The organism is Streptomyces sp. NPDC023541 (assembly GCF_055559995.1).
In genome coordinates this window covers 1-23,118 of record NZ_JBVHJO010000014.1, presented here as the reverse complement: position 1 = coordinate 23,118, position 23,118 = coordinate 1, and the positions used below count along the sequence as shown (strand labels likewise).

Annotated in this window: 19 protein-coding genes and 5 pseudogenes; 13 read left to right on the top strand and 11 right to left on the bottom strand. The window is 68.9% G+C overall.

Features of this window, described 5'->3' with window-relative positions; genetic code table 11:
• Positions 1-17: 17 nt before the first annotated feature.
• Both ACZ3X1_RS28505 and ACZ3X1_RS28500 read left to right on the top strand, forming a co-directional pair.
• Positions 18-524 (top strand): annotated as a pseudogene (locus ACZ3X1_RS28505) (IS5 family transposase); the annotation flags it as partial.
• A 237-nt stretch (positions 525-761) separates the two neighbouring features.
• Entirely contained in the window at positions 762-1,025 is a 264-nt protein-coding gene (locus tag ACZ3X1_RS28500) for a hypothetical protein (protein ID WP_467281460.1), read from the top strand.
• 75 nt (positions 1,026-1,100) lie between these two features.
• Here the strand turns inward: ACZ3X1_RS28500 and ACZ3X1_RS28495 are convergent.
• From ACZ3X1_RS28495 to ACZ3X1_RS28475, 5 genes and pseudogenes are all read right to left on the bottom strand, one after another.
• Positions 1,101-1,793 (bottom strand): annotated as a pseudogene (locus ACZ3X1_RS28495) (IS5 family transposase).
• A 236-nt stretch (positions 1,794-2,029) separates the two neighbouring features.
• Positions 2,030-2,506 (bottom strand): transglycosylase family protein, encoded by a 477-nt coding sequence (locus ACZ3X1_RS28490; RefSeq protein WP_390077277.1) that lies wholly within the window; start codon positions 2,504-2,506, stop codon positions 2,030-2,032.
• Between the two features lie 762 nt (positions 2,507-3,268).
• Positions 3,269-4,117: an HNH endonuclease gene (locus ACZ3X1_RS28485; RefSeq protein WP_467281459.1), complete on the bottom strand. Its 849-nt coding sequence runs from the start codon at positions 4,115-4,117 to the stop codon at positions 3,269-3,271.
• On the bottom strand, positions 4,117-5,073 hold the full coding sequence (locus ACZ3X1_RS28480; protein ID WP_467281458.1) for an AAA family ATPase: 957 nt from the start codon (positions 5,071-5,073) through the stop codon (positions 4,117-4,119). The genes ACZ3X1_RS28485 and ACZ3X1_RS28480 overlap by 1 nt, the downstream gene beginning before the upstream one ends.
• Positions 5,074-5,680: 607 nt before the next feature.
• Positions 5,681-6,673: a GlxA family transcriptional regulator gene (locus ACZ3X1_RS28475; protein WP_467281457.1), complete on the bottom strand. Its 993-nt coding sequence runs from the start codon at positions 6,671-6,673 to the stop codon at positions 5,681-5,683.
• 71 nt (positions 6,674-6,744) lie between these two features.
• On the opposite strand from ACZ3X1_RS28475, the gene ACZ3X1_RS28470 reads away from it, so the two are divergent.
• The 4 genes from ACZ3X1_RS28470 to ACZ3X1_RS28455 all read left to right on the top strand — a co-directional run bounded on the left by ACZ3X1_RS28470 (position 6,745) and on the right by ACZ3X1_RS28455 (position 9,327).
• Positions 6,745-7,065, top strand: coding sequence for a cupin domain-containing protein (locus ACZ3X1_RS28470; protein WP_390077287.1), 321 nt, complete (start codon positions 6,745-6,747; stop codon positions 7,063-7,065).
• Positions 7,066-7,237: 172 nt separating this feature from the next.
• Positions 7,238-7,822 carry a DoxX family protein gene (locus ACZ3X1_RS28465; protein ID WP_467281456.1) on the top strand — a complete coding sequence of 195 codons (585 nt, stop codon included), beginning with the start codon at positions 7,238-7,240 and terminating at the stop codon, positions 7,820-7,822.
• A 282-nt stretch (positions 7,823-8,104) separates the two neighbouring features.
• Positions 8,105-8,953 carry an endonuclease/exonuclease/phosphatase family protein gene (locus tag ACZ3X1_RS28460; protein ID WP_467281455.1) on the top strand — a complete coding sequence of 283 codons (849 nt, stop codon included), beginning with the start codon at positions 8,105-8,107 and terminating at the stop codon, positions 8,951-8,953.
• Positions 8,954-9,063: 110 nt separating this feature from the next.
• Positions 9,064-9,327, top strand: a complete 264-nt coding sequence (locus ACZ3X1_RS28455) for a hypothetical protein (RefSeq protein WP_467281454.1) — start codon at positions 9,064-9,066, stop codon at positions 9,325-9,327.
• A 544-nt stretch (positions 9,328-9,871) separates the two neighbouring features.
• Here the strand turns inward: ACZ3X1_RS28455 and ACZ3X1_RS28450 are convergent.
• From ACZ3X1_RS28450 to ACZ3X1_RS28435, 4 genes and pseudogenes are all read right to left on the bottom strand, one after another.
• The gene (locus ACZ3X1_RS28450; protein WP_467281453.1) at positions 9,872-10,237 is read right to left on the bottom strand and encodes a hypothetical protein; all 366 of its coding nucleotides are present in this window, start codon (positions 10,235-10,237) and stop codon (positions 9,872-9,874) included.
• A gap of 803 nt (positions 10,238-11,040) precedes the next feature.
• Positions 11,041-11,328: pseudogene (locus ACZ3X1_RS28445) on the bottom strand (HNH endonuclease); the annotation flags it as partial.
• A gap of 72 nt (positions 11,329-11,400) precedes the next feature.
• Positions 11,401-12,669, bottom strand: coding sequence for a HEAT repeat domain-containing protein (locus ACZ3X1_RS28440; protein WP_467281452.1), 1,269 nt, complete (start codon positions 12,667-12,669; stop codon positions 11,401-11,403).
• 459 nt (positions 12,670-13,128) lie between these two features.
• Entirely contained in the window at positions 13,129-13,542 is a 414-nt protein-coding gene (locus ACZ3X1_RS28435; RefSeq protein ID WP_467281451.1) for a hypothetical protein, read from the bottom strand.
• Positions 13,543-14,753: 1,211 nt separating this feature from the next.
• Between ACZ3X1_RS28435 and ACZ3X1_RS28430 the strand changes: the two genes are divergently transcribed.
• Positions 14,754-15,773, top strand: coding sequence for a helicase-related protein (locus ACZ3X1_RS28430; protein ID WP_467281450.1), 1,020 nt, complete (start codon positions 14,754-14,756; stop codon positions 15,771-15,773).
• A gap of 2 nt (positions 15,774-15,775) precedes the next feature.
• Positions 15,776-16,006 carry a hypothetical protein gene (locus ACZ3X1_RS28425; protein ID WP_467281449.1) on the top strand — a complete coding sequence of 77 codons (231 nt, stop codon included), beginning with the start codon at positions 15,776-15,778 and terminating at the stop codon, positions 16,004-16,006.
• 47 nt (positions 16,007-16,053) lie between these two features.
• Here ACZ3X1_RS28425 and ACZ3X1_RS28420 read toward each other — a convergent pair whose 3' ends face one another.
• Positions 16,054-16,716, bottom strand: a complete 663-nt coding sequence (locus ACZ3X1_RS28420; protein WP_467281448.1) for a pentapeptide repeat-containing protein — start codon at positions 16,714-16,716, stop codon at positions 16,054-16,056.
• 675 nt (positions 16,717-17,391) lie between these two features.
• On the opposite strand from ACZ3X1_RS28420, the gene ACZ3X1_RS28415 reads away from it, so the two are divergent.
• The 5 genes and pseudogenes from ACZ3X1_RS28415 (at position 17,392) to tpg (ending at position 21,059) form a co-directional block, all read left to right on the top strand.
• On the top strand, positions 17,392-18,156 hold the full coding sequence (locus tag ACZ3X1_RS28415; RefSeq protein WP_390077303.1) for a hypothetical protein: 765 nt from the start codon (positions 17,392-17,394) through the stop codon (positions 18,154-18,156).
• A 206-nt stretch (positions 18,157-18,362) separates the two neighbouring features.
• Positions 18,363-19,045 (top strand): annotated as a pseudogene (locus ACZ3X1_RS28410) (ATP-binding protein); the annotation flags it as partial.
• Positions 19,046-19,076: 31 nt separating this feature from the next.
• Complete coding sequence (locus ACZ3X1_RS28405) at positions 19,077-19,448, top strand: hypothetical protein (RefSeq protein ID WP_467281447.1); 372 nt, start codon at positions 19,077-19,079, stop codon at positions 19,446-19,448.
• A 542-nt stretch (positions 19,449-19,990) separates the two neighbouring features.
• Positions 19,991-20,272 carry a GlsB/YeaQ/YmgE family stress response membrane protein gene (locus ACZ3X1_RS28400; protein WP_467281446.1) on the top strand — a complete coding sequence of 94 codons (282 nt, stop codon included), beginning with the start codon at positions 19,991-19,993 and terminating at the stop codon, positions 20,270-20,272.
• Positions 20,273-20,507: 235 nt separating this feature from the next.
• A pseudogene (gene tpg / locus ACZ3X1_RS28395) lies at positions 20,508-21,059 on the top strand (telomere-protecting terminal protein Tpg).
• 723 nt (positions 21,060-21,782) lie between these two features.
• Here tpg and ACZ3X1_RS28390 read toward each other — a convergent pair.
• Positions 21,783-21,989: a hypothetical protein gene (locus ACZ3X1_RS28390; RefSeq protein ID WP_467281445.1), complete on the bottom strand. Its 207-nt coding sequence runs from the start codon at positions 21,987-21,989 to the stop codon at positions 21,783-21,785.
• Between the last annotated feature and the right edge of the window lie 1,129 nt (positions 21,990-23,118).

Sequence of the window (23,118 nt, the reverse complement as noted above, 5' to 3'; positions counted from 1 at the left end):
CATATGACGCTAGATCCGGGCCGCTCACAGGCGGGCTGACCACCAAGGTCTACCTCGCGTCGAAGGCCGGGGCCTGCCCCTGTCCATCGTGCTCACGCCCGGCAACGTCAACGACTCCACCGCCTTCGGTCAGGTCCTCGACGGGATCCGCGTTCCGAGAGTCGGCACCGGCCGCCCGCGCACGACACCGACCCGAGTCCTGGGCGACAAGGCCTACTCCAGCCGGGCGATCCGGCACCTGCTGCGACGCCGCGGCATCGCCGTCACGATCCCCGAGCGCCGCGACCAAGCAGCCAACCGCCGGCGCCGAGGGCGCCTCGGTGGCCGGCCGCCCGGCTTCAACAAGGAGGTCTACCGCGACCGCAACGTGGTCGAACGATGCCTCGCACGCCTCAAGCAGTTTCGCGCGATCGCGACCAGGTTCGACAAGCTCGCCGACCGCTACCGCGCCGGAGTCGTCCCGGCCTCGCTGATCCTCTGGCTTCGCGAAACCAGTCCGTGATCATTTGTCAGACACCGCCTAACTGATGGTTTCAGAATGAGGTCGCGAGGCGGCGAAGGTATATGGGGCGCCGCTGGCTGAGGCGAGGCCCTATCGGGTCTTTCCCGTACAGTTCTGTCTCGCGGCCTGGCCCACGACGGCCATGCAGCCGTGCAGGCTTGCCCGGCCAGCCTAGGCACCGTGCATAGTGTGCTCATGGATCAATTCGTGGGTCAGGGCCGCCTCGAATGGTGGGCCAATCACTCGACTTTGCCTTGAGATGTACGACATCGACATCACCGTCGCTGTCGACGCGGTCGGCCAGTGGCGGGCAACCGGTCGGCATACCAACGCCCTTGACACGGCCCAACGCGAGGGCTGGGACTTCCTCATGGAGATGGATCCCCACTTCTCCATTGCGTTTCCCGGCGAGGACCGCGGAGGGATCATGGTGCGAGTCGTCGAGGCACGGGATGGAACCCTCACGCTCACGGAGGCACCGGACTGGGACGGCTCCGTGAACGTCACCTTCGACCTCACCTGAGTGCAGCTCGCAAGGACAGGAGACCGACTTCGCTACCCTGCCACCGACTCCGACGTGTCACCCCTTACTGATCTTTCAGAATGAAGTTCGGAGGCGGCGAAGGCATATGAGGCTGCAGGCCAGTTCGAGCAGGCCCTGGTGGAGCTCCGCGCGTCGTTCGTAGCGGATGCGGAGCCGCTTGAACTGGTGAGCCAGGCGAAGGCGCGCTCGACCACCCAGCGCACCTTGCCCAGCCCGGAGCCGTGCGCGACGCCGCGTCGGGCAATCATCGGCTTGATGCCGCGTTTCCACAGCAGACGGCGGTACTTGTCGAAGTCGTAGCCCCGATCGGCGTACAGGCGCCGGGGCTTGCGGCGGGGACGGCCTCGTAGACCTCGAATCGCTGGGACTGCGTCCAGCATGGCAGGAGCTGGGTGACGTCGTGGCGGTTCCCGCCGGTGAGCGTGACGGCGACCGGGGTGCCGTGGCGGTCGACGATCAGATGGTGTTTGGAGCCGGGACGGGCGGGCGGCGTGCAGACAGCGGCCAGACACCGGCCTCGGTCCACTCCCGCAGCCGGCGCCAGGCCGTCACGCCGGAGCAGCCCACGGTCTCGGCCGGGACATCGCGCCAGGCGACACCGGTCCGCAAGACGTACATGACGCCCGCGAAGGCCGCCCGGTCTGGAACACGCAGTCGACCCGGGTGGCGGTGGCGCCGTTCGGGAGCGGGCGGCAGAAGCGGTGCCACCCTCTCCCACAGGTCATCCGGAACAAGATCAGCACGCACCCCGGACACCCTGCCGACCAAGATCGCCGAGCGCAAGACCCACAGCTCAACTCATTCCGAAACGATCAGTAAGGCGCCGCTCCCCTGTCACGTGGCCGACGGCAGCCCCCTCCACTCAGGCACTGCGGTACGTACGGCTGTCTGGGCGCCCAGGCCCTGATAGCCGACGTCGGCAAGGCTTTTCACGAGCGGGCCGCCAGTCAGGCGCTTGACCAGGCCTAACTGCCGGGCATGGGCTAGCGGCGGCGGGCGCAGGTCCAAGCACCCATGCCCTGGATCTTGGCGAGTCTCCTCGCCGTCGCAATCTGCTCCGCCTTTGTGGCCAGGTCCGCGCGTGGTGCGTACTTGCGACCTCCTGCCGCTTTCCAGCTCGACTGCGTAAACTGCAATCCGCCGTAATGGCCATTGCCAGTGTTCGCCCGCCAGTTTCCGCCGGATTCACACCGTGCGATGGCGTCCCAGTCGCGGTTCGGTTTGGAGTGCACCGCAGCGGCATTGGCCCCGGAGGCGTTTAGCACGGCCACAGTCAACAAGACTGCACAGGAAAGCAGTTGACTGACCATGCCCCGGCCTCGCCGGTCCTTGCGTTGACGCGACATCAGTCCTCCTTCGCTGTTGGGCGGGCCCGCCACGAACAGCGGGCGGGCCCGCGAACGACCACGTTCCAGGTCGTTGCCACAGCACAGCACGGACCGACGCACCTTCAGCAGCACTTACCGTCGGCGAAGGAGTGACGCCACCCGAACGGACGCTCTGCAGCCCCCTCGGGAGGTCCCCCCTGCGCAGAAAGAACGCGCCCAGAAACGTGACACGCCGAGGAGACGGCTCCAACCAGCGCGCCCTCCGAGCCGACCCGGCACACCATTGCCGTCATCGGCGAGTACAACGCCCGCAAGACCACCGTGCTACGCACCCACCCTCCTCGGTCTCACCCGGCGGCCGCTCGCCAAACTCCGCCTCAGTGAAATCGAGTTGACGCACCTGGCCCGGCACCAGTGCGGCATTGTCCGGCTACCGCAGGGCGGGGCCTGTTGCGGCGTCTGCCGCAGTGCCCGACTCCGGCCCACGGCCTGCGCACCCACGGGACGGGGCGCGGAAGACCCGCCTCAAAGGAGATGGTCCAGCTGGCGTGCGACAGCAGAACCAGCGGCAACGTCCGATGTACTTTCGGAAGCGATGCTCCTGTTGCGCCCGCGGGGCCAGTGGTGGCTACCCGGTCACCCAACGCGACACTGTCCGTTGACGCGGCACGGCAGTAAGCAACTGCGGCCACGGTCATCTTTCCCGCCCCAGCCCTATGGGACAGCCGCAGGCGCCGCCTGCCGGCCGCCGCCAGCGCCACTGCAGCCCCGGCCGAGGGGGCAGGTAGCGGTTACGGCCTGTGCCCCGCCGGACCTTCCCACAGCCCTGGCCCCATTAACGGCCAGACCCTGTTCGAGACCCCTGCAGACCCCGGCGGTGTAGCGCTGCGCCGGTCAGTCGTCCCACTCGTTGAGGTAGCCGGATGTGACGTACCAGGGGCTGGCGGCCAGGGCCCGGTACAGGGCTGCCTGCCAGGAGTTGCGGCTGCCGTAGCTGGCGGCACGGTGTTGCAGTTCGTCCACGATGGCCGTGTACGGCTTGCTGCGCAGGTAGTCGTTGAGGGCGGCCAGTTCGGTACCGACCTGGGCGGAGTACGGATTGCCGAGCTTGAAGGTGCGGAAGTGCTGCTTCACCCGTGCGGTCAGTGTCGGAGTCCAGTCGGGGTGGGGGTTGACGTAGTGGAAGACGCCCGGACCGGGTGGTGCAGTGAGGCGGGCAGCCAGCCAGGCGTGGTCGGTGATGTCGTCGAAGTACGGGTGGAGGGTCTGTTCGGCGGCGCTGGCCGGCGCGCTTTCGCCTTTGGCATGGTTGCAGGTCAGGCAGGCCGGTACCAGGTTGGCCGGGGTGACGGCGAGGAGAAGGTAGGTGGCCTTGGGCAGGTTGTGGTCGAGGGTGTTGGCGTAGCCGTGCCCGCACAGGGGGCACAGGCCCTTGGCGGCCGCCAGAAGCTGCTCGTACAGAGCCCGGCCGGGGCTGCCTTTGCGGGCCATGCGGGAGGTGTAGCAGCCGGTGAGGGCCTTATTGCCGGTGGCGTTCTCGTCGTCGCCGTCCGGCTGACCCTTCAGGTGGTCCAGGGTGTGCAGCGCCGCGCCGGCGGCGGCCTTCACGTAGTCAGCCGCTGCGGTGGCGACCTGGTCCTCCAGTTTCTGCAGGCGCGCCTTGGTCTTCGCGGGGCGGGCTTTCGAAATGCAGGTGGCGTACGCGGTGCGGGCGTCGAGGACGGGCTTGGGCAGCGGCTTCATCAGGAGTTGTCCCCCGGGATGACCCAGGCTTCGTCGCCGAGGTCGCGGTCGGCGACCAGGGAGCGGACGATGATGCGGGCTTCACCGCCGAGGCGGCCGCCGAAGCGTTCCATGATGCTCTGGTAGGAGTGCCCGTCGTCGACGAGGGTGGCCAGGTCGCGGTGGAAGCCGGTGGCGGTGACCTCCAGGCCGAACACTTCCCGCGTCAGGACGCCCGCGTTCTCGCCGAACGTCTCGATGCCGGGCTGGTCGGCTATCACGCGGTCGCCGTAGGGGCGCAAAATCCACACGCAGTGGGCGGGCACTTCTTGCAGGACCACCGGGGAGTGGGTGGCGACGATCGCGAGGCCGTTGCGGTCGGTGAGCAGATCGGACAGGACGCGGATGAAGGCGGACAGCAGGGGAGGGTGGAGATGGGTCTCGGGTTCGTCGAGGATCACCAGGGTGCGCTCGCCGACGTGCTCCACCAGCCGGGTCACCGTCAGCAGGACGACCTTGTGGCCGGAGCTGAGGGAGGCGAACAGCTTGCGCGCCTTGGCGCGGCGGCGGCCGGCGTTGTCGGCGCCCTGGAAGTCCCCCAGCCAGTCCTCGCCCAGCAGGCCGCTGCCGGCGTAGGTCAGGGTGTGCAGGGCGCTGAGCCAGCGGTGTCCCTGTTCGCCGGTCAGGCAGGCTTCGACGCTGTCGGCGAAGTCGCGCTTGAGCTGCCACCGCGACTTCATGCGTGGGGTGCGGCCGGCTGAGGGTGTGCGCAGCCCGACGTGGATGGTGGGGAAGGTCTCGTCGTCCTCGGGGAGGAAGGGCAGGTCGTCGAAGGCGCTGAAGGAGACACTCACGAGGTTGGCGAAGGACCGGCTCTGGTCGCGGTTGTCCTCGATGACCCGGCCGACAGCTTCCGGGTCGGCGTGCGGGTCGGCAACGGCCCCGCCACGGGCGATGCGGCGGAACTGCTCTTGCACCGTGCCGAGCCGAGCCGGATGAAACGCAGCAGCGATGTGCGGGTGGCTGCCTGGCTCATGGCGAGGTCATAGGCACGTCCGTCGAAGGCATGTCCCGCAGCCCGGCCAGTACGCTGACGCGGATGCTGTCCCCGAGCTGGCGCAGCCGCTCGTAGTAAGTGTCGTCCTGCCCGAGGGAAAGAAGGTGTCGTCGAGTGCGGTGAATCGCGGTGGCAGGAGCATCGCACCGCTCTCGCGTTCCGCTATGCCGCGATCTGCGATCTTGGCGCTGCCGATTTCGTGCCGTGCGCCGTCGGTGTTGAGGATCGACAGGGCGTACTGGGTGCGGAACCCGAAGTCGTCCCACCGGTCCGGCTCGAGTACGGCCGTCGGCCTGGGGGCTGCCGGTATACGCGCGCCTCGACGACTATGTCCGTCTCCAACCGGTCCCGCAATCCCTGCTCGCCCTCCGGCCCCCGCGCGATGTTCGCGTGAGGGCGAGCCAACCCTGCATGCTTACCCGCCCTCGTGGCGACAAGTCCGTCGCGCCGAGGCAGTCGCTCCGGTGGGTGCGACGCCGCCTCGCGCCGACGCCGCGACGCTGGACCAGGGGCCGTGCCGCACCTGGTCAGGCGGGGGCCACGTCGGAGCCCCGCTTGCGCGTTCCCACCGTCTCGTGCCGGAAGGAGCGGCGATAGGCCGCGGGCGTGGTGTGCACCAGCGCGTGGAAGCGCCGGCGGAGGTTGGCGGCCGAGGACAGGCCGGTCCTGACCGCGATCGTCTCGACGGCCAGATCCGTCTCCTCCAGGAGCGCCCGGGCCGCCATGACCCGCTGCCGCAGCAGCCAGTTGCCCGGACTCGTGCCGAGCTGCTCGGCGAACCTGCGGGCGAGCGTGCGCGTGGAGACGGCCCCGAACGAGGCGAGGTCGTCGACGGTCAACGGCTCGTGCAGCCGCTCGGCGGCCCAGTCCAGGACGGGGGCCAGGGAGTCGGGCGTGCGGTCGGTGAGGGGGAGCGTGGCGTACTGCAGCTGCCCGCCCTCGCGATGGGGCGGCATGACCATGTGCCGGGCGACCTGGGTTGCGTAGGCGGCGCCCTGATCCGTGCGGATCAGGTGCAGGCACAGGTCGATGCCCGCGGCTGTGCCCGCGCTCGTGGCCACGTCGCCCAGGTCGATGTAGAGCACGTCCGGCTCGACCTGGATCCCGGGATGCCGGGCGGCGAGTTCGTCGGCCATGCGCCAGTGGGTGGTCGCCCTGCGGCCCTCCAGCAGTCCGGCCTCGGCGAGCAGGAAGGCCGCGGAGCACAGCGCGACGATACGGGCGCCGCGGCGATGCGCCCGCCGTATCGCGTCCACGACGCCGGGTGAGGGAGCGCTCGCGCGCTGCTGCCAACCGGGGATGAGAACGGTCTGCGCGCGCTGCAAGGCCGACAACCCGTGCGTGACCGCCATGTCGTAGCCGGCCAGCGTCGGCAGGGGGCCGGGCCGCTCGGTGCAGACCTCGAACGTGTAACGGGCGGGCAGACCGGGCCGGTTCAGGCCGAAGACCTCGGCGGCGCTGGCCAGCTCGAACGTGGACTGCGGCGGCAGGAGAAGGCACACCACGCGGTGAAGGCTCATGGCAGAAAAGTACCTCTCCGCGTCAATCCTGACTCTGGGGCGGCGGCGGATCGGCCGCGAGCATGATCTCCGTGACTCAAGAACCCGACACCGTACAGATCGTCCACGTCGATGACATCGACCCGACCGAGGTCGCTCCCGGCATCGTCCGCAGGCGCTTGCCCGCCACGGCGTGGGCGCGTGGGTGGGTGTACGACTTCGCCCCTGGTGCGCAATGGCCCGAAGAGGACGTGCACGAGACCGAGGAACGCTACTACGTGGTGTCCGGCGAGTTCATCGACCACGGTCGGCGCCTCGCGGCCGGGAGCTACGTGGTGTTCGCGCCGGGCAGCACGCACCGCCCGCGCACGGAGACCGGGGCGCGCATGATCGGGATCACCCTTCTCGGGTGACCGGTCGGCCGCCGCCCGGCGCGCGGGCGCGGTGCTGTGCCAGTCGAGTCCGGTCGGCGTCAGCCGGGGATGGCGAAACGCTTCTGTTCTGTGCGTACGCCATGCCGGGCATGTGCATGGGGGCCGAGCGCGACCGGCAGACCCACCCACCCAGTGAAGGGATTTTCCTCCCATGTTCGGCACACTCATGCTCTTCGCCGTCCCCGCCGTGCTGTTCAGGCTGCTCGGCGCGTTCGGCGTCGGACGGTTCGGGAGCTGGCGGGTGTCCGTCCTGCACGGCCTCGCGGTCATGCTGGTGTTCACGGCGGGCGCGCACTTCGTCCCGTCCGCCCTCGGCCCCGTGCCCGGCCACCACGACCTGGCCGCAATGGTTCCGCCGTTCGTGCCGTTCCCCCGCCTCGCGGTCTACGCGACCGGCGTCCTGGAACTCCTCGGCGCCGCCGGACTCATCCGGGAGACCACCCGGCCGACGGCCGGGCTCGGCCTCGCCGCGCTGTTCGTCCTGATGCTCCCGGCCAACATCCACGCGGCCGTCGAGCAGATCCCGCTCAACGGAGAGACGGCGACACCTCTGTGGTTCAGGATCCCCGAGCAGGTGGTCTTCATCGGTGTCGCGCTGTGGGCCTACGTCCCGGCCCGTGCCGCGTCCGCCCACCGGGCCGGCGGGGTCCCGGCTTGGACATCGTTTCGCGATGGCTCCGCGAGCGGGGGGCTCACACCGCCATCACCACCACACGGATCGACCACCGGCGACTGACCGAGCGAATCGAATTCTCCGTCGAGATACGACAGTCGTATCGGACAGGGACAGCTTGTCCAGCCACTGCCCGTTCGGATGCCTTGCATGACTGCCACGATGTGCATCCGATGATCATGAAAGGGGTGCCCCGATGCGAGCGGCATTCAGAGCGTTCTTCGCAGCGGTCTTCCTCATAGGACTGGTTCTTGCTTCCGGGCCCAGTCCCGCGCAGGCCGACACTCCCGATGCGCAGAACTGGCCGAAGCCGAGGTTCATCAGCTACAACGTCTGCGGGGCTGCGTGCGCCATCTACGAGGAATCAAGGACGCGTGGCGCAACAAGATCGTGAACGCCATGGACGGCTGGGACGCTGATCTGGTCATGCTGCAGGAGATGTGTTACGGGCAGTGGACCCTGCTGCGCGACTCGCTGGAGGACCGCCCCAGCGGCAACAAGTACGACTCGGTCTGGGGCGCGACACTGGCATCCACGAGCGGGTGTGCGAAGTGGGGCACCGACAAGCGTTACGGTCTGGCCATCTTCGCCAAGGGCGCCCCAGGTACGATCAACAACGGCACCCGGTCCGTCAACTTCCTTCCGGAGGAGACACCGGGAGAGGACCGTATCCTTCTGTGCGCCAGGACGACCGTTACCGGGCGCACGGTCCGTGCCTGCAACACCCACATCGACTACTCGTACAAAGTGATCGCCGACCCGGACCCCAAGGTCCCCCCGACCATCCTCAACAACCCCAAGGCGCAGATTCAGAGGGTTGCCGATATCACCAGGGGTTTTGCGAACGGGGGCGACCCGGTGGTCCTCGCGGGTGACTTCAATCAGCTCCCCAAGGACGTGGACATGGCACCCCTCTACGCCCACAGTGGTGGGACCGGGGTGTTCCAGGAGGTCGACGAGAACGACAAGGACTACTTCACCGGAGTCGACTGTCCGCAGAGCGGGGATCGCTGCCGCAGCGGTGAAGCAACCGCCGAGCCGGGGTGTTCACCCAAGGTCAGCGAACCCGGGAAGATCGATTACATCTTCCTGAGCTACTACTGGTTCACCACCGTCCGCGGTGACTCCGCGGCCTGCACTCCGGGTATGTCGGACCACCACCTCCTGCGTGGCGCCGCCGCCTGGGAGCACTGACCGCAGCAACCGCGGCCCCTCAGGAACCGCACGGTTCCTGAGGGGCCGCGGCGTGCCCAGCCCACCCGGGTCACAGCCCTGACCGGTCAGCTTGCTCCCCTCACAAGCAGGTGACGCAGGTGCACCAGCGCCGCGCCCGCAAGACGCAGCAGGCGACCGGGGTGAAATACACGAAGCTCCGGCAGTCCGGGACGGCTGGAACGCGGTACGGGCGCGTCATCCAGTTCCTGACCGAAAGCCATGAGGTGGCGACCCTGCCCCACCAGCTCGCCGAAGCCTGGGCTCGGCAGGGTTGGACGCGCAGACCGCCGTCGACGGCATTCGCGCGCAGGCTCGCCGCGACGCCGACGACCTTCGGCGGCTGGCCACGATGACGTGCGCCATCAATCCCGTTGCAGCAACGTACGTCGCGAGATCAAGGCCCCCGGGGCGGCGCCGACCCTGGACGGCCGACGCCCGGAGCCTTTGGCCGGCCAGCCGGGCCGGATCGGCGGTCGCCCCATCGTCGCCACGACGAAGTCATCCGTGCCGCCCGGTGGCTCTGTAACAACGGCTGACATCCGCCCGCATGTGTTAGATACGCTCCTGACCCGCTGGCCCGGACGCAGCACCCTCATGGGCCGTCCGGCCAGCGGGCCCGGACGGGAAGCGGGACACATCTCCAGCGGTAGTCGCGAGGCCCGCAGCGAGCAGGAGCGCCTTGAGGAGACCCGCCTCTCCCAGCATCAAGTCGGAGACCACATCGTCTCCCTGGAGCACAGCCAGCCGGGAGTTGAGTGGGAAGCGCCTCTCCCCCGCCGCCTGAAGACGGGCACGCCGCAACCACTGACTGGCGACCGGACGCGAGCCCGACGGTACGGCGATCGCGAAATGCCCGCCCTCGGCACGAGGGGGCGGGCTAATCTTCGCGGCTGCGGGTCAGGCGGCGCCGGCGGCCGTCCGGCAGAAGACGTCCTTGCCGTCCTTGATGAGGCAGACGGTGAGCGTCACCTTCTGACCCTCCGGGATGTCGATGGACCGTTCCTTGCAGGTGTTGTAGCCCCCGGCGACAGTGGTCGACCACAGTGCGCCGTCGTATCGGCGCAGATACCCCACCGCCGGGAGCCCGTCCTCTTGAAGATCGCAGACCACCACCCTGTCGCCGTTGGCCTGGAAGGTGGCGCCTCCACCCGGAGTGCTGTCCGTTGTCTTCACGGTGATGTTCGTCCCCGCCCAAGCGTTTCCGGTCGACAGCACGAGCAGTCCGGCCGCAATCGCGCCGGTGACAGCCAACCTACGCTTCATCGATTCCCCCATGAAAATGGTTACCGAGCAGGAATACAGTCCAGACGTCGCAAACCCGTCGGCACTTCCTGCATACACACGTTCCGGGAACCTATTCGGTGATCAACACCAGAAGGTAGCTCCACCCTGCACAGCGTGACCCGAGCTGGGGTTTCAGACCGCACAGTGCACGGGAGGGGCAGGATGATCACGTGATCCCCGCATCCGGAAGGCAGCGCATCCGTACAGACCACGCCATCACGCTTCAGACGCTCAAGGTGCGGCAGAACGCGGCCCAGGCCAGCGCCAGGTCCAGCCCGCCCCCGAGGGCCAGTTCGCCGAGGGCCCCGCACAGGGGCGCACCGGACGTACGTCACCGCGACCGGGGCCCGCATCGAGACATGAAGTGACGTCCCGGACGATCAAGCACAGCGGTGTGCAGCGCACCGGTAAGACCTGGTGAGAGGGGGCGAGTTCCTCGTCGACCAGGTCGGCAACGAACCGGGCCGAGTGGCCTCGAGCAGCCAGGCGTCCAGCGACGGCCGCAGAAAGCGAATCTGGAGCGGGTCGAACGCCTGGGACGCCTTGTAGCCAGCATGGGTGACTGGTCGGGCGTCAGCATCGGGCGCTTGGGCGACCAATCCGGCGCGGCCCGCCAAAAAGCCGCTGGCCTCCCTCCCGCCTGCCGCCTTGCACCGCCCGCGCCGCCCACACCCCCGCCTGCCAACAACGCACGTCCCGGCCACGCCGCGGGCACGAGCAGCCCAGCAGCACGAATAAGGGCCGCCACCGTGACCGGTGGCGGCCCTCGGCTTCGGGCTGTCCTACGGGGCGGGGGTGAACTCCACATCCGTGCCGCCGCAGCCAGCCGCGATGTCGAGCAGCCGGTCACGCTCCGTCTCATCGACCGCGAGGCCCCAGCGGAGCTTGTTCGCGGTCCACTCGGCGCCATACCGGCACAGCGCGTCCGGGGGCGACGGCAGCCACTCCGCCGGGTCCTGGTCTGCCTTGGACCGGTTCGAGCGGGCCGTCACCGCGACCAGCGAGGCCGGCTGGCCCTGGTCGTTCGCGTACGCCTCACGACGAGCCGCCGTCCACGCCGACGCCCCAGCTGGCGGGGAGCACTATTCGAGTCGTGCGGTACTCCTGGCTCCGATGCACCTGACAACAGGGGCAGGCTGACATCAGTTGTGGTCGCGGCGCCATTGATACCGCCACGCCGCGTCGAGGTAGCCCGCTTCCTCGTTGCGAAAGCCGCGCCGCGGCTGGCCCAGACGGTCTGCCCCTTCCGCGCACCGCTCGTCGTTGTGGAGTGCGAGACCGTACACCGCAACAAGCTGGACCCGGCGCTCCGGGTGGTCGAGGAGAGCCGCCATGGCATCGGTCAGCGCGAGATCGCCGTTCCCGACCGCGCCAACACTGAGGCAGGCCGCGATCCGTACGTCTGTGTCAGGGTCGCTCATCAGCACCAGGAGTGCCTCACGAGCTTCGTCGGACAGGTATGTGGAGTCCGAGCGCGTACCGAGCCCGGCGGCCACCGCTCGCCGGACGCCAGCGTTGTGGTGGCCGACATGTGCCAGGAGGGCCGCTTCAGCACACGGTCCGGCGGACGAATAGAGGCCGTGCAGCACCTCTGTGAGGACGGCGTTGTCCGTCTCCTCTGCCGACCAGTCGGTGAGGGCGGTTACGGCGAGGACGCAGAACTCTTCCTCGTGGCTGTCGGCGAAGAGCTCGATCAGCCGCATCAGCTCGGCACCGAACAACCGGCAGGACGGGTCTGCATCAGCGCGCAAGGTCTCAGCGGCCGCCCAGGTCTCATGCTCACGTCGGTGAGACAGCAGAATCGCGGCCCGTCCCCACGCTGCGTGGTCCTGGTCCCGGTCCAGCGCGCGTGTGATGAGTTCCTCGCACGAGGCACGGATGCCGAGCATTTCCTCCAGGCCCGTGAGGATCGCCCCGTGCCCGTCCCGCACGGTCATTCCGCCGAGAGTGAGCTCGCCGACTGTGTAGTACTCAACGTCCTGGACCCGGGTATAGACAAGATCGTCTTGGGATCCGGTGCGGCGTCGCAGTTCGGCTTCGGCCCCCGCCTCGTGCCATCTGCGCGCGAGATCCCGCATCTCCATCAGCTCGGACGCCGCGTACCTGTCCCGGATGCTGTGGGTCAGAAGGGCGTCGACCAGCGCGGGCGAACCCGAATCAACCGCCTCGCGCAGGGGCAGCAGCTCGTCCGGCGCGCACTTGCTGGCATCCGCCCCCGTCCAGAGCAGCAGTTCAGCGATGTCACCGTGGAACGCCTGGACAGCCACAGCGAACGCGGCGGTCCGCTCGTCGCAGTCCCCGTAATCCCCGTCATCCTCCAGAAGCTGCTTCACAAGGAACGTGTCCCCAGCCCGAGCAGCGGCGATCAGCGGAGCCTCCACCACACCGCTCACGCGCTCACCGACATCCATGACTTCACTCCCCCGCCGTGTTCCCGCAGCCCAGTCTAGGTCTGCCCATCCAGCCCCACCTATGGGCACCCATGCTGGAACTCAGGGCAATAACCTGCCCAATACCATCAATTCGCAGTGAATCGGTATGAACGGGTAGCACGGCCGACCGTGGTGTCTGCGACCGCATTGGGCCCGCCCGGCACATGCAGGCCGACTGGCGTCCCCACGTGAGCCGCTCATGCGCCGACGAGCGGCACCCCCCCCCTGTACTGAGGTTGCCTGCCCGGCTCTCCCCGGCGGAGTTCCCTGACGACCGGATCAGCGCCCGGGGTGTGGAGGCTCGTCGATAAGGGCGCGCTGGCGTGCTTGGAGGTAGGCAGTCCAGTCGGTGGCGGCGCGGCGGCGCCACTGGACGGCCGTGATCGGGTGGAGGCCGAGCATCGGACGAGTTACCGCCTGTCCCGTCGGCCGCCCACCCTACGGGCTCTCGGGGTCGGCGTCCCCGGCTCGCGCGGCGGCCGCCTCCACCAGCAGGGACCAGCCGTCGAGCTCCACCGCCCGCCGCTCCCCCGGCTGCCACCCTCGGGCCATCGCCACGTCGAGCAGGGCCCGCACGGCGCCCGGCTCGTGCAGGTTCAGGTCTGCACCCCGGATGAAGCCCACGTCCCCAGAGCCGAAGGGAGCCCCACCCGGGACGTACCGGCCGGGGCCGTCGGCAAAGACAATGCGCAGCGGGCCTCCGGTGCCGGCCGGCTGCGGGGACAGCGTGAGGGTCTGGCAGCAGTCCACGGCCCGGCCGTCGCCGTCCCTTCGGTGGCTGTGGCGCATGGTCCACATGAACACGCGTCCGTCGACGACCAGCCGCCTGGGCTTCTTCGAATGGCGAGGCACGCAGCCGAGGGTACGCGGCCTGATTCTGCGCGACCCCCAGCGGTCAAGGATCCGGCGGTAAGCTGCTTGCCGTGCTCTGCTGCGGGTGAGGCGGGCCTCAACGAGGACGCGTTGAGACCGGCGGAGGGGCAGCCGCCTCGGCGGCGCGGCACCGGGCGGCTCCCGTTGCGAGCGCGATCACGGCTGGATCCGGCCGACCTGCACCGCCAACACCGCGTCCGCCCCCGACTTCGGCTAGCAAGTATTGAGGCTGGGGGAACGCCGCGTGGGTGTGCCAGGCAAGCTGTTCCCGGGTTGATCGGGGTCGAGGGGGAGTGGTGTCGCGGAAGGTCTGGTTGTGGGCAGGTACGGGATGGTTGGCTCTCGTGCTGTTATGTGATGCATTCACTGTTTACCTGGACCAATCGGAGAATCCTGGTTCGATGTCACCGCACTGGGAGCGGGCTCCCGTTCCGAGTGGTATGCCTTCGCTCTGTCCCGACCCAACCGCAGAGGCCAGGGACGTCCCACGCTCCTGTACTTACTGGGAACGCGGTTAATTCGCCGTTGGACGTCCTGCCTGAACTCGCTCAGTACGAGTTGTCGAGTTGGTCTACGAGGAAGCGAAGCTCACGAGCTCGGCGGCGGGACATACCGTGGATCACGGCCTCCAAGAACTCTCGTGCTTCGAAGGGGCTGCCGCAGCCCTGCCACACACCGCAGCCGCCATCCTCGTACTCACTCCAGAGGAGGCGGTACGGGTCCCGCACGAAACCTCGTCAAATCCTCACGGACTCAGCCGTGACGCCAGGCCACAGGTAGTTCCGGCTCCCCTCGACCCTCGCAACTGCGGCAGGCAACAGGGGGTTGATAGGTGAGCCGGTGCCGCGGCCACTGCGCGGCGCGGACACGCCCGGACCGTCTACGTGGCATGGTCCTCTCTGCAGAACGTCATGGGGTGATCCTGCCAGAGACGGTTGCGCTGCGGCGCCTGAGCTTGTTCGTCGCCGCGGGCATCGGCGGCTACCAGTCCCGGGGGGGGCGCCACCACAGGTGACGCCCCCGGGCCCCGGGCCGCCCACACGACCCGGTAACCCAAAGGCGGGATGTGGCGGAGCGCCAGCGAAGCCGCCCTGGCCGAAACGGTCTGCGGGGGGGGGGGGGGGGGGGGGACGTCGCCGCGTGCGGAACCGGGAAGACGATCATGGGCGGCGGAGGCGGCGCGGCGGCTCGTGCCGGGCGGGCGGGTGCTGGTCCTGGTGCCGACGCCGGAGCTGCTGGCGCAGACGGTGAAGGCGTGGCACGCGGTGGGGCACACGGGGCCGGCGGTGGCGGTGTGCTCGCTGCAGGACGATCCGGAGCTGTGGTCCCTGAAGGTGCGCTGCACGACGAACCCGGTGCAGCTGGCCTTGTGGCACGGGCAGGGGCCGGTGACCATCTACGCCACCTACGCGCAGCTAGCGCCGGTGGACCTCGCGGTCGTGGACGAGGCGCAGCACGAGCGGGTCGATGGGCAAGGCGTGGGCGGAGATCCACGCCCACACTGTGATCCCGGCGGCCCGCCGCCTGTACATGACGGCCACGCCCGGATCTGGCAGGAGCGGTCAGCACCCCGGGATGTGGGCGAGGGGGTGCGCAACCGGCTGCCGCGGGAGATGGCGGCTTCCATGGACGACGAGAGCATCTTCGGGCCCGTCCTGTACCGGCTCACCATGGCGCAGGCGGTGACCCGCGGGCTGCTGGCCCGGTACCAGATCACCGTCGTGGAGATCCAGGACCAGGTCCTCACCCCCAAAAAAGCTGCGCGGTACGGAGCGGCACGGGGAGGAGGTGCGCGGGCAGAGGATCGCGGGCTGCAGGCCGCGTTGCTGCGGACCATGGCCGCGCACCGGCTGCAGACCACCATCACCTTCCACCACCGGACCATAGAGGCCCAGGCCTACGCCGAGGGCTTGCCGGCCGTCCCGGCGAAACTCCATGTCGACGACTCCGACACCCACCCCCGCCCGATGTGGACGGACTGGCTGTGCGGTGAACCCGAGCCCAAACGGCGCCGGGAGGTCCTGGCCGAGTTCGGCTCGACTGCCCGGCGGGCGGTCCTCGCCAACTGCAAGGTCCTCGGGGAAGGCGTCGACATCCGGGCAGTGGACTCGGTGGCGCTCCTGGATCCCAAGGGAGCTCCGCACGACATCGTCCAGGCCATCGGCCGGGCCCTGCGCCAGAAGCCGGAGAGGGCAGATTCGCCTCCCTGATCGTGCCCGTGTTCCTGCGGCCCGGTGAGGAGCCGGAGGACATGTTCACCTCGGGCAGCTACCGGCCGCTGGTGAAGGTCCTCGAAGGGCTGCGGGCCCACGGCGAAGAGGCCGTCGAGCTCTCGCGATCCCCCCAGGAACCGCCAAGGAGGTACGTCGACCCGTCACTGCCCCTCGGGGCGGCGCCCGAGGAGGGCAAGCCCGAGGACAGACTGCTGCTGCGCCCCCGGTGAGCCGGGCGGGACCGGCGCGGGCGGAATCCACGCCTCGCCGTCGGGACCTATTGCGGGGAACTTCCCGGAGCGATCACTTCAACCTTCCCACCCCGCTCGGCGACCCATGCCTCAAGCTCCGCGCCGCCCACTTCTCGGGACGATTCGCCGCTGAAGACGGAGATCGGCCCGAAAACACTGCCCATCAGGCCGCGCACCGTCGTGGAGTCGTCGACTGAGACCTTGAAGGTGTTCTGGAACAGGACCGCGTCGGTCAGGTCCGCTCCCCTCATGTCCACACCGTAGAGGGATGCACCCATGATGCGCGTTCCCCTGAAGCTCGCTCGTGACGCATCGACCCCGTGCAACGAGGCTTTGACCATGTCGGCGCCATCGAGCCGCGCCGATCTGAGCGCTGCCCTGTCGAGGTTCGCCCTGACCAGGTCGGCGCCGGTCAGATCCGCGCCGGTGAGATCCGCCGACTGAAGGTCGGCGCGATAGAGGACCGCTCCCGCAAGCCGCACGCCCGCCAGGACCGAGTCAGTGAACCACGAGCTCGAAAAATCTCCGCCCGACAGGTCCGCACCTCGGAAGTCGAGCTCGACACCGAAGAGGCTGAAGCCCTCTTCAGTGAGCCATTCCCGAAGCCGGTCCGATGCCTCGGAATCCACCGGAAGCGTCTTGGGCTCCCAGTTCTCACGGGTACCAGATGACATGATCTCCCCAACCATGCGTTTCAACGATTTCCCCGATGCTGTCGAATCGCCGCTTGATTCGCGTTGCCAACAAGCCCATGCAGGTAGATGTCCCAGCTGACAAGGACGTCTACAACCCGGACGACAACGGCTGACCTCCGCTCCGGCGCGCCCGTGCCGGGGCCGACGGCCGGACACGGCGAACGCCCGGTCCGGAGCATCCGGCCAGCGTGGGGGCGCACCGCACCGGATACTACGGCTCGCCGCGCAGTCCCCGTTGGGTGCGAGGAGGTTGAAGGGCGCGGGGGGTAGCTCCAGGCGGGGGCCGGTGTCCTCCCCGCGGTAGTGGCCGCCCGCAGGAGCAGAAGCTGCCCTCGCAGGCGTAGCAGTACCGGAAGCGCCTCCCGTGCGGATGGCCGGGAATCGTCTCCACGGGCTACGTCCCTTCAAACGGTGTCGTCATCACGACGTCGAACAGGGTACGAGCGGTCGCCCTCGCGCCGGCCCGGCCCGGCGCAGCGCCCGCCCGTCCCGGGCGCCTGTGGCCGCCGACGGGGCGCGGCGGCGTCGGAAGGTGGGGGCGGCCCCTGCGTCCCATGGGTGGGGACCGGGGCCTGTCCGGCGCGCTCCATTCCGGCACGGGCCGGGATGGAGCCTAATCCGTGACGCAATTGCAGTTCAGCAGGTTTCGGTCGCCTGTACGATCCGGGCGTGATCGTTGCTTCTTCTCTTGACCCCACCTCGCAGGCTTGGGCCTTCGGCGAGGTCTTCGGCTACATGACCGCCGCCGCCATAGGCATCGGTGTGCTGTGGTGGCTGACCCACGCCTGGCGCAAGGAGTCCACCCCGCCCGGCAGTGATCCGGCACAAACTGTGCGGGGGAAGAGGAAGCGGACCTGGTTCATCGCGGGCGTGAGCGTGTTCATCGCCGCCGTCGCGAGCGTGAAGGCCTTCGCCTCCTACGACCCCGAGCCCCGCGCCTTCGAGACGGTCGCCGCGGACGGGACCGAGGAATACCCCGTCATCATCCTCCCGGAGCTCTTCGACCGCTTCCGCCTGCTGAAGGGCGAGGACGCTACGCGCGCCGAGGACGAGGTCCTGGCCGACCGGAAACTCCCCCACAGCATCCGGACCGGCTACTACGACCAGGACGCCGACGGCTCCTACGACCTCTTCGTCATGGTCAACAGCGCCGACTGGGACCCCAAGGTCGCCGAGTCCAAGGCCACCAAGTCCATCTCCCAGGAATTCCGCAACCTCTTCGCCGCCACCAAGGCCCGCGACGTGACCCGCTTCGACCCCGGCCAGCACGGCGGCGGCCTCGCCTGCGGCCACGTCAGCGGACCCGACGGCGACCAGACCCTGTGTGCATGGAGCGACGCCGCCAACCTCGTCGGTGTACGCCACGTCCACGAGACCGACCTCTCCACCGCCGCACGCACCACCCTCGCCCTGCGCGACGCAGCCAGCAGCTGACCTGACCTGCGTGCTCGGCGGTCCTGTGAGCCTGGCTCGACGTCGTTCGAGGCGCGCGCCGCAGCCTCTCACCGTGCTCCCCCCTCCAAGACCTTCTGCAGTCCCTCGACCAACAGCCCGCCGAAGGGCTGATCCACGCAGCCAAGCCCTGGACGGCAGCCTCCGCAGCGGACATCGCAGCGCTCGACGCACCGCCGCGCGACCTTGCTCATGGCGGCGAGCTTGGGCACCTGGATTTCCTGCAGGTCCTCTGCCAGGACGACATCACCCGCCGCGGGACCGTTGCCTTCCAACGGCGTTTGGCGCGGGCGGAGTTCGAGCAGCAGGTCACCCTGGAAGAGTTCGACTTCACCGCCTCCTCGAAGCTCCCGGCCGCCCAGATCCGCGACCTCGGAGCCCTGCGCTGGCTCCATTCATGCGAGTCGGTCATCCTCTTCGGACCGGTGGGGGTCGGCAAGACACACGTGGTCCAGGCCCTCGGTCACCTCGCGGTTCGCCAGGGCGCCCACGTCCGGTTCGCCACGACCAGCCGGATCCTCGCGGACCTCGCTGGCGGCCACGCGGACTGCACCTGGGACAAGCGGATCCGTGAACTGGTACGGCTCGACGTGCTCATCCTCGACGACTTCGCCATGCGCCAGCTCTGAGCGGCCCAGGCCGATGACCTATACGAGCTGGTCAGCGAAGGCCAGGGCCGGTCCCTGATCATCACCAGCAACCGGGCTCCCCGCGACTGGTATCCCCCTTCCCCAACCCTGTCGTCGCCGAGTCACTCCTGGACTGGCTGATCAACACCAGCCACCAGTTCATCTTGAACGGCCCCAGCTACCGCCCGAACAAGCGGCCCAAGAACCCGACCGACAAGCCTGCCAAGCCCACGATCACCTAGGACCGCGTCCGGGAGGGCCAGGCTGGCGAGGATGCCGGTCCGGGATGAGATCGTTTCCCGCCTGGCCGACACAGACGAAGCAGAAGCCGACGTTGAGCATGCCGTCATCGCTCACTATCGACTGTCCGATGACGGCCTCGGCGAACCAAGCCAACGGGAGGTCGTCCGCCAGGCCCAGTCCCTGCTGACCGAGACGATCGAGGAAGCGGACGTCGGCGAGTTCGACGGAAACGAGTACGGAGGAGGCGAGGTAGTCCTCTACGCCTACGGACCGGACGCCGATGCACTCTTCGCTGTCATGGCACCCCTCCTGAACGACCTGCCGTTCCGGCCGGCGCACGTCGTCTTGCGCTACGGCTCCGTCGATGACCCATCGGCTGCCGAGCATCGCGTCGACCTCTGACGAGACGAGTCACAAGCCCCCAGCCAGACGGCACCTGGGGAATTGCGCGAACGTCCACATCGACGGCGCGACAACCCCCATCGAGGGCTGATCCCGTAGCACTGACACCGGCGATCCAAGCCGTCTGGGCCGATGCCGAGGTCGATGCGTCGCAGCGCAACGAGGACCCCTGGAAATCGCCGGCTCCGGCAACCGGGCGCGTCCAAGTCCGCAGACATCCCGCCCAGTACGTAGCAGCCGCAGTGATCACTCGCCGGCCCTCAGTTCCGGGCCGGACACCGGCGACTCGGTCACGACGTCGTTCACTCTCCGTTCTCGGTCTGCTACGGCAAGCGCTCCGCTCACCTCGCCGACTCCGCCGAGACCCCGGCCCGGCAGCAGTTGGGAGAACTGGCCGTTCCCAAAGCGCGGAAGCGACGCGCCTTGCCTCTGTTCTGTGCCATCGCGAGAGCCAGGATCAGAAGACCGGGACGTTTGGAAACGCCGTCGCGGCGCAGACGATTGCTGACAGCAGCTTTATCCATCGAGGTAGGAGACGTGTCATGGGCATTCTGGCTTGGATTCTCATAGGGCTGCTCGCGGGTCTCATCGCCAAGGCGATCATGCCCGGCAAGGACCCGGGCGGCATCATCATCACCATGCTCATCGGCATCGTGGGCGGCCTGCTCGGCGGCTGGCTCGGCAAGGTCATCTTCGGCGTCGACTCCATCGACGGCTTCTTCGACCTCTCCACCTGGATCGCCGCCATCATCGGCTCCGTCATCCTCCTCGCCATCTACCGGCTCGTCACCGGCAACAAGCGCCACCACCACAGCCACGCCTGAACCACACATCCGGCCTCCCACGGCAAACGGCTCCCCCTCCTCGAGGGCGGAGCCGTTTCGTTCATCGCGCAATCTGCAGCGTGCAGCCCGGTACGGAAGCTGGTCTGCCCTTGGAGGACGAGGGGCAGGCCGATCGGTACCGGGCTGTGCCTGTGGGCCTCATGGGGAAGGCCCTGAACCCCGCCAGGCACATCAAGGGCGGCGACGCCGTCGCGGACGAAGGAGAACAGAAGCCGTGGGGGACATCGACGACGCCTTGGAGCGCGCGGACCGCGAGGCTTTCATCGCCAGCCGCCCAAGACCCTCAAGGGCCGCATCAACTTCCTGATGGGCAAGCTGAAGACCACCAAGGCCGTCGCCGCGGAACTCGGCGTCGGCCAGCGCTCGATCGAGCGCGACCGCACCGGCGAACGCAAAACCCGCCGAAGGCGATCACCGACCGGATCGACACCGCCGCGCGCGCCCGCTGGCAGCCGGTGGTGCGCAACCGCCGCCGAAAGGAAGCCGCCACCCGCACCGGCATTACCGTCGAGACCCGCGCCCGCTTCGGATACCCCGCACCCATCGGCACCACCGACGACGGCCGGATGCGCTGGCTGACCGTCCACCTCCCGCCCGCGTACGCGCAACGCCTCTTCGACGCCCAGCAGCACGGCGCCCACGATCCGGAACTGCGCGGGATCGTCGCCGAAGGACTGCAGGGGTGTACTTCAAGGACGGTGGCACCCGCGCCGACCAGCTCGAAGTCGGATTCACCGACATCGACTACATCGACGTGTCGTTCTAGGCGGTCACGTCTACCCGGAGCAGGCATACCCCTCCAGGAAACGGCGGCGGCGGTCGCGCTGGTCGCCGCCGCCGTTTCCTGCCCGGGGCAGGGGTTGTCTCAGCTGGCCCGCTCGAAGGCGAGGTTCGCGTTCGGGCAGCCGGCCGCGTACCCCAGCAACCCCCTCCCGCTCGGCCTGGTCCACCGCCAGACCCCAACGATGCTTGGTCGCCACCCACTCACCGATGTACCTGCTCACCGCCGGCACCGGCATCCACGTCGCCGGGTCCTGGTCACTCTTCTGACGGTTCGACCGGGCCGTGACCCTGACCAAGGCCACGTCCGAACCCAGGTCGTTCGCGTACCGGCGACGCCGCTCCGTCGTCCAGCCAACCACCAGCTGGCGGGGAGCGTCATTCGAACCGTGCGGCATTCCCAGCTCCAGAACACCTGATAGGCCAAGCGGGGACGTCAGGCGCGCGTCACCCGGGCGGGCGCGCCGTTTTACCGGCCGAGTGCTGCGGCGTGCGGGAACTGGAGCGGCTCCGCGGTGCCGGGCGGGCGTGGGTGGGGTGGGGTCAGGGGTGGAGGTAGCTCCTGAGGTAGCTGCGGGCCGGGGCCTCGCTGGTGCCGAGCGCGGTTGCCACCTGCTCGATCGGTACCTCCCGGCGGCGACATCGCCCGCCGCGTCCCGGCCAACCTGGGCGATGACGTACCGCAGGTCGGCCAGGGCCTTCAACGCAATCAGCGGCTACTCGGCAGCCAGGCCGTCGAGCCGGCGGACGAGTTCGGTGAGGAGCCCGGTGAGGTCCGGGGGGGGTGGACGGCCGCGTCCCGGATCACCGACAGATGTGCTTCGTAGTCCTTGATCGGCCCGGACAGGTCGACGTCCGCCTCGTACAGCGGCTTGTCCTTGGGGAGGGTGGTCCAGTCGAGCGGGTACTCGGCCATCCCCCGCCAGCCGCACGAGCAGCTGCCCCGCAGCACTGTGGCCCGGGGCAGGCCGAACCGGCCGTCATAGACGGGCCACTCCGCGATGAAGGCATGTGCGAACCGCTGCCCACCTCGAAGTAAACCGGCCCCGGCTCGCTGCCATCGGCCAGCAGCACACCCACCGACCCTCGTGTGCGGCCCCCAACGCCTTGAGCACCCCGTCCCCCACGACCAGCCCCTCCCGCAGCGCACGATCAGACCAGCCCGCCAGCCGGTCCACGACGTCCAGCCTGCCCCGTCCGGATTGCCTGCGCACCGGGATCCGCCGAAAGCCGTACGGGAGTTACCCCCGCGAAGTTTCCCGCAATGCGCCCGAGGCGGCATGCGGAAATGGGTGTGCAGAGCCGCTCCGGAACTCCCGGTCGTTGCATCTGCCCTCCCGGGGCACCCCCGGGCAGTGACCATGGGAAGGAGTCCTTCCATGAACAACAACCCGCTCGCGCCGGGAGGCCGCGGCAGCCCCCACGTGCTCGTCGTGCTCCTAGCGGCCGCCGCCGGCCGTGACCGCAGGTGGGGCCGTCTTCGGCGGGGAGGGCGCGCCAGTGCAGGATTGGCGTGAGGGCGGTGGCAGCTGCGCCGAGGAACCAGGCCAGGCGTCCGTGTACGTGGGCGAGGGCGATGGCCACAGCAGCGAGTGCTTCCCGCAGGTGTTCCAGCCTGTCGACCTCGGGCAGGGACTGCTGGGACTCCGGGAGGCCCACGACGGGTCGTCCCTTGGCGCCCGGCCCCTTCACACCGCCGCCCGCCACCAGAATCGGAGCGGGCTTCTTCCCTCGGCTATCTCGAGGAAAGACACCTCATGCAGTTAAGCCGTCAAGGTGCCCCGCAGGGACACCGGCCTGGAAACACCAGATAGTTCATGATCACAGAGGGTGCGGTATGCGTTCAACACGAGGCGGCGGGCGATCAGCCCGACGTCCGCCATCTCCGGGGGCGGGCGGTCCGCTGTCTGTGTCATCCCGTCCGACCCAGGTTTCTTGGCGCCCGTGGGCCCGGTCTAGGCTGCGACAGTCGTTGGCCACCGAGGCCGGCGCGGCAAGGAAAGGCAAACGATGCCGCAAGCGGGACACGCGACCGGCCCGGCGGG

What these genes read in the sequence shown, in the direction of transcription:
- ACZ3X1_RS28500 (WP_467281460.1), top strand. Translation starts at nt 762, where the DNA reads ATGTACGACATCGACATCACCGTCGCTGTCGACGCGGTCGGCCAGTGG.
- ACZ3X1_RS28475 (WP_467281457.1), bottom strand. Translation starts at nt 6,673, where the DNA reads ATGAGCCTTCACCGCGTGGTGTGCCTTCTCCTGCCGCCGCAGTCCACG.
- ACZ3X1_RS28420 (WP_467281448.1), bottom strand. Translation starts at nt 16,716, where the DNA reads ATGGTTGGGGAGATCATGTCATCTGGTACCCGTGAGAACTGGGAGCCC.
- ACZ3X1_RS28440 (WP_467281452.1), bottom strand. Translation starts at nt 12,669, where the DNA reads ATGGATGTCGGTGAGCGCGTGAGCGGTGTGGTGGAGGCTCCGCTGATC.
- ACZ3X1_RS28400 (WP_467281446.1), top strand. Translation starts at nt 19,991, where the DNA reads ATGGGCATTCTGGCTTGGATTCTCATAGGGCTGCTCGCGGGTCTCATC.
- ACZ3X1_RS28405 (WP_467281447.1), top strand. Translation starts at nt 19,077, where the DNA reads ATGCCGGTCCGGGATGAGATCGTTTCCCGCCTGGCCGACACAGACGAA.
- ACZ3X1_RS28390 (WP_467281445.1), bottom strand. Translation starts at nt 21,989, where the DNA reads ATGGCCGAGTACCCGCTCGACTGGACCACCCTCCCCAAGGACAAGCCG.
- ACZ3X1_RS28465 (WP_467281456.1), top strand. Translation starts at nt 7,238, where the DNA reads ATGTTCGGCACACTCATGCTCTTCGCCGTCCCCGCCGTGCTGTTCAGG.
- ACZ3X1_RS28485 (WP_467281459.1), bottom strand. Translation starts at nt 4,117, where the DNA reads ATGAAGCCGCTGCCCAAGCCCGTCCTCGACGCCCGCACCGCGTACGCC.
- ACZ3X1_RS28450 (WP_467281453.1), bottom strand. Translation starts at nt 10,237, where the DNA reads ATGAAGCGTAGGTTGGCTGTCACCGGCGCGATTGCGGCCGGACTGCTC.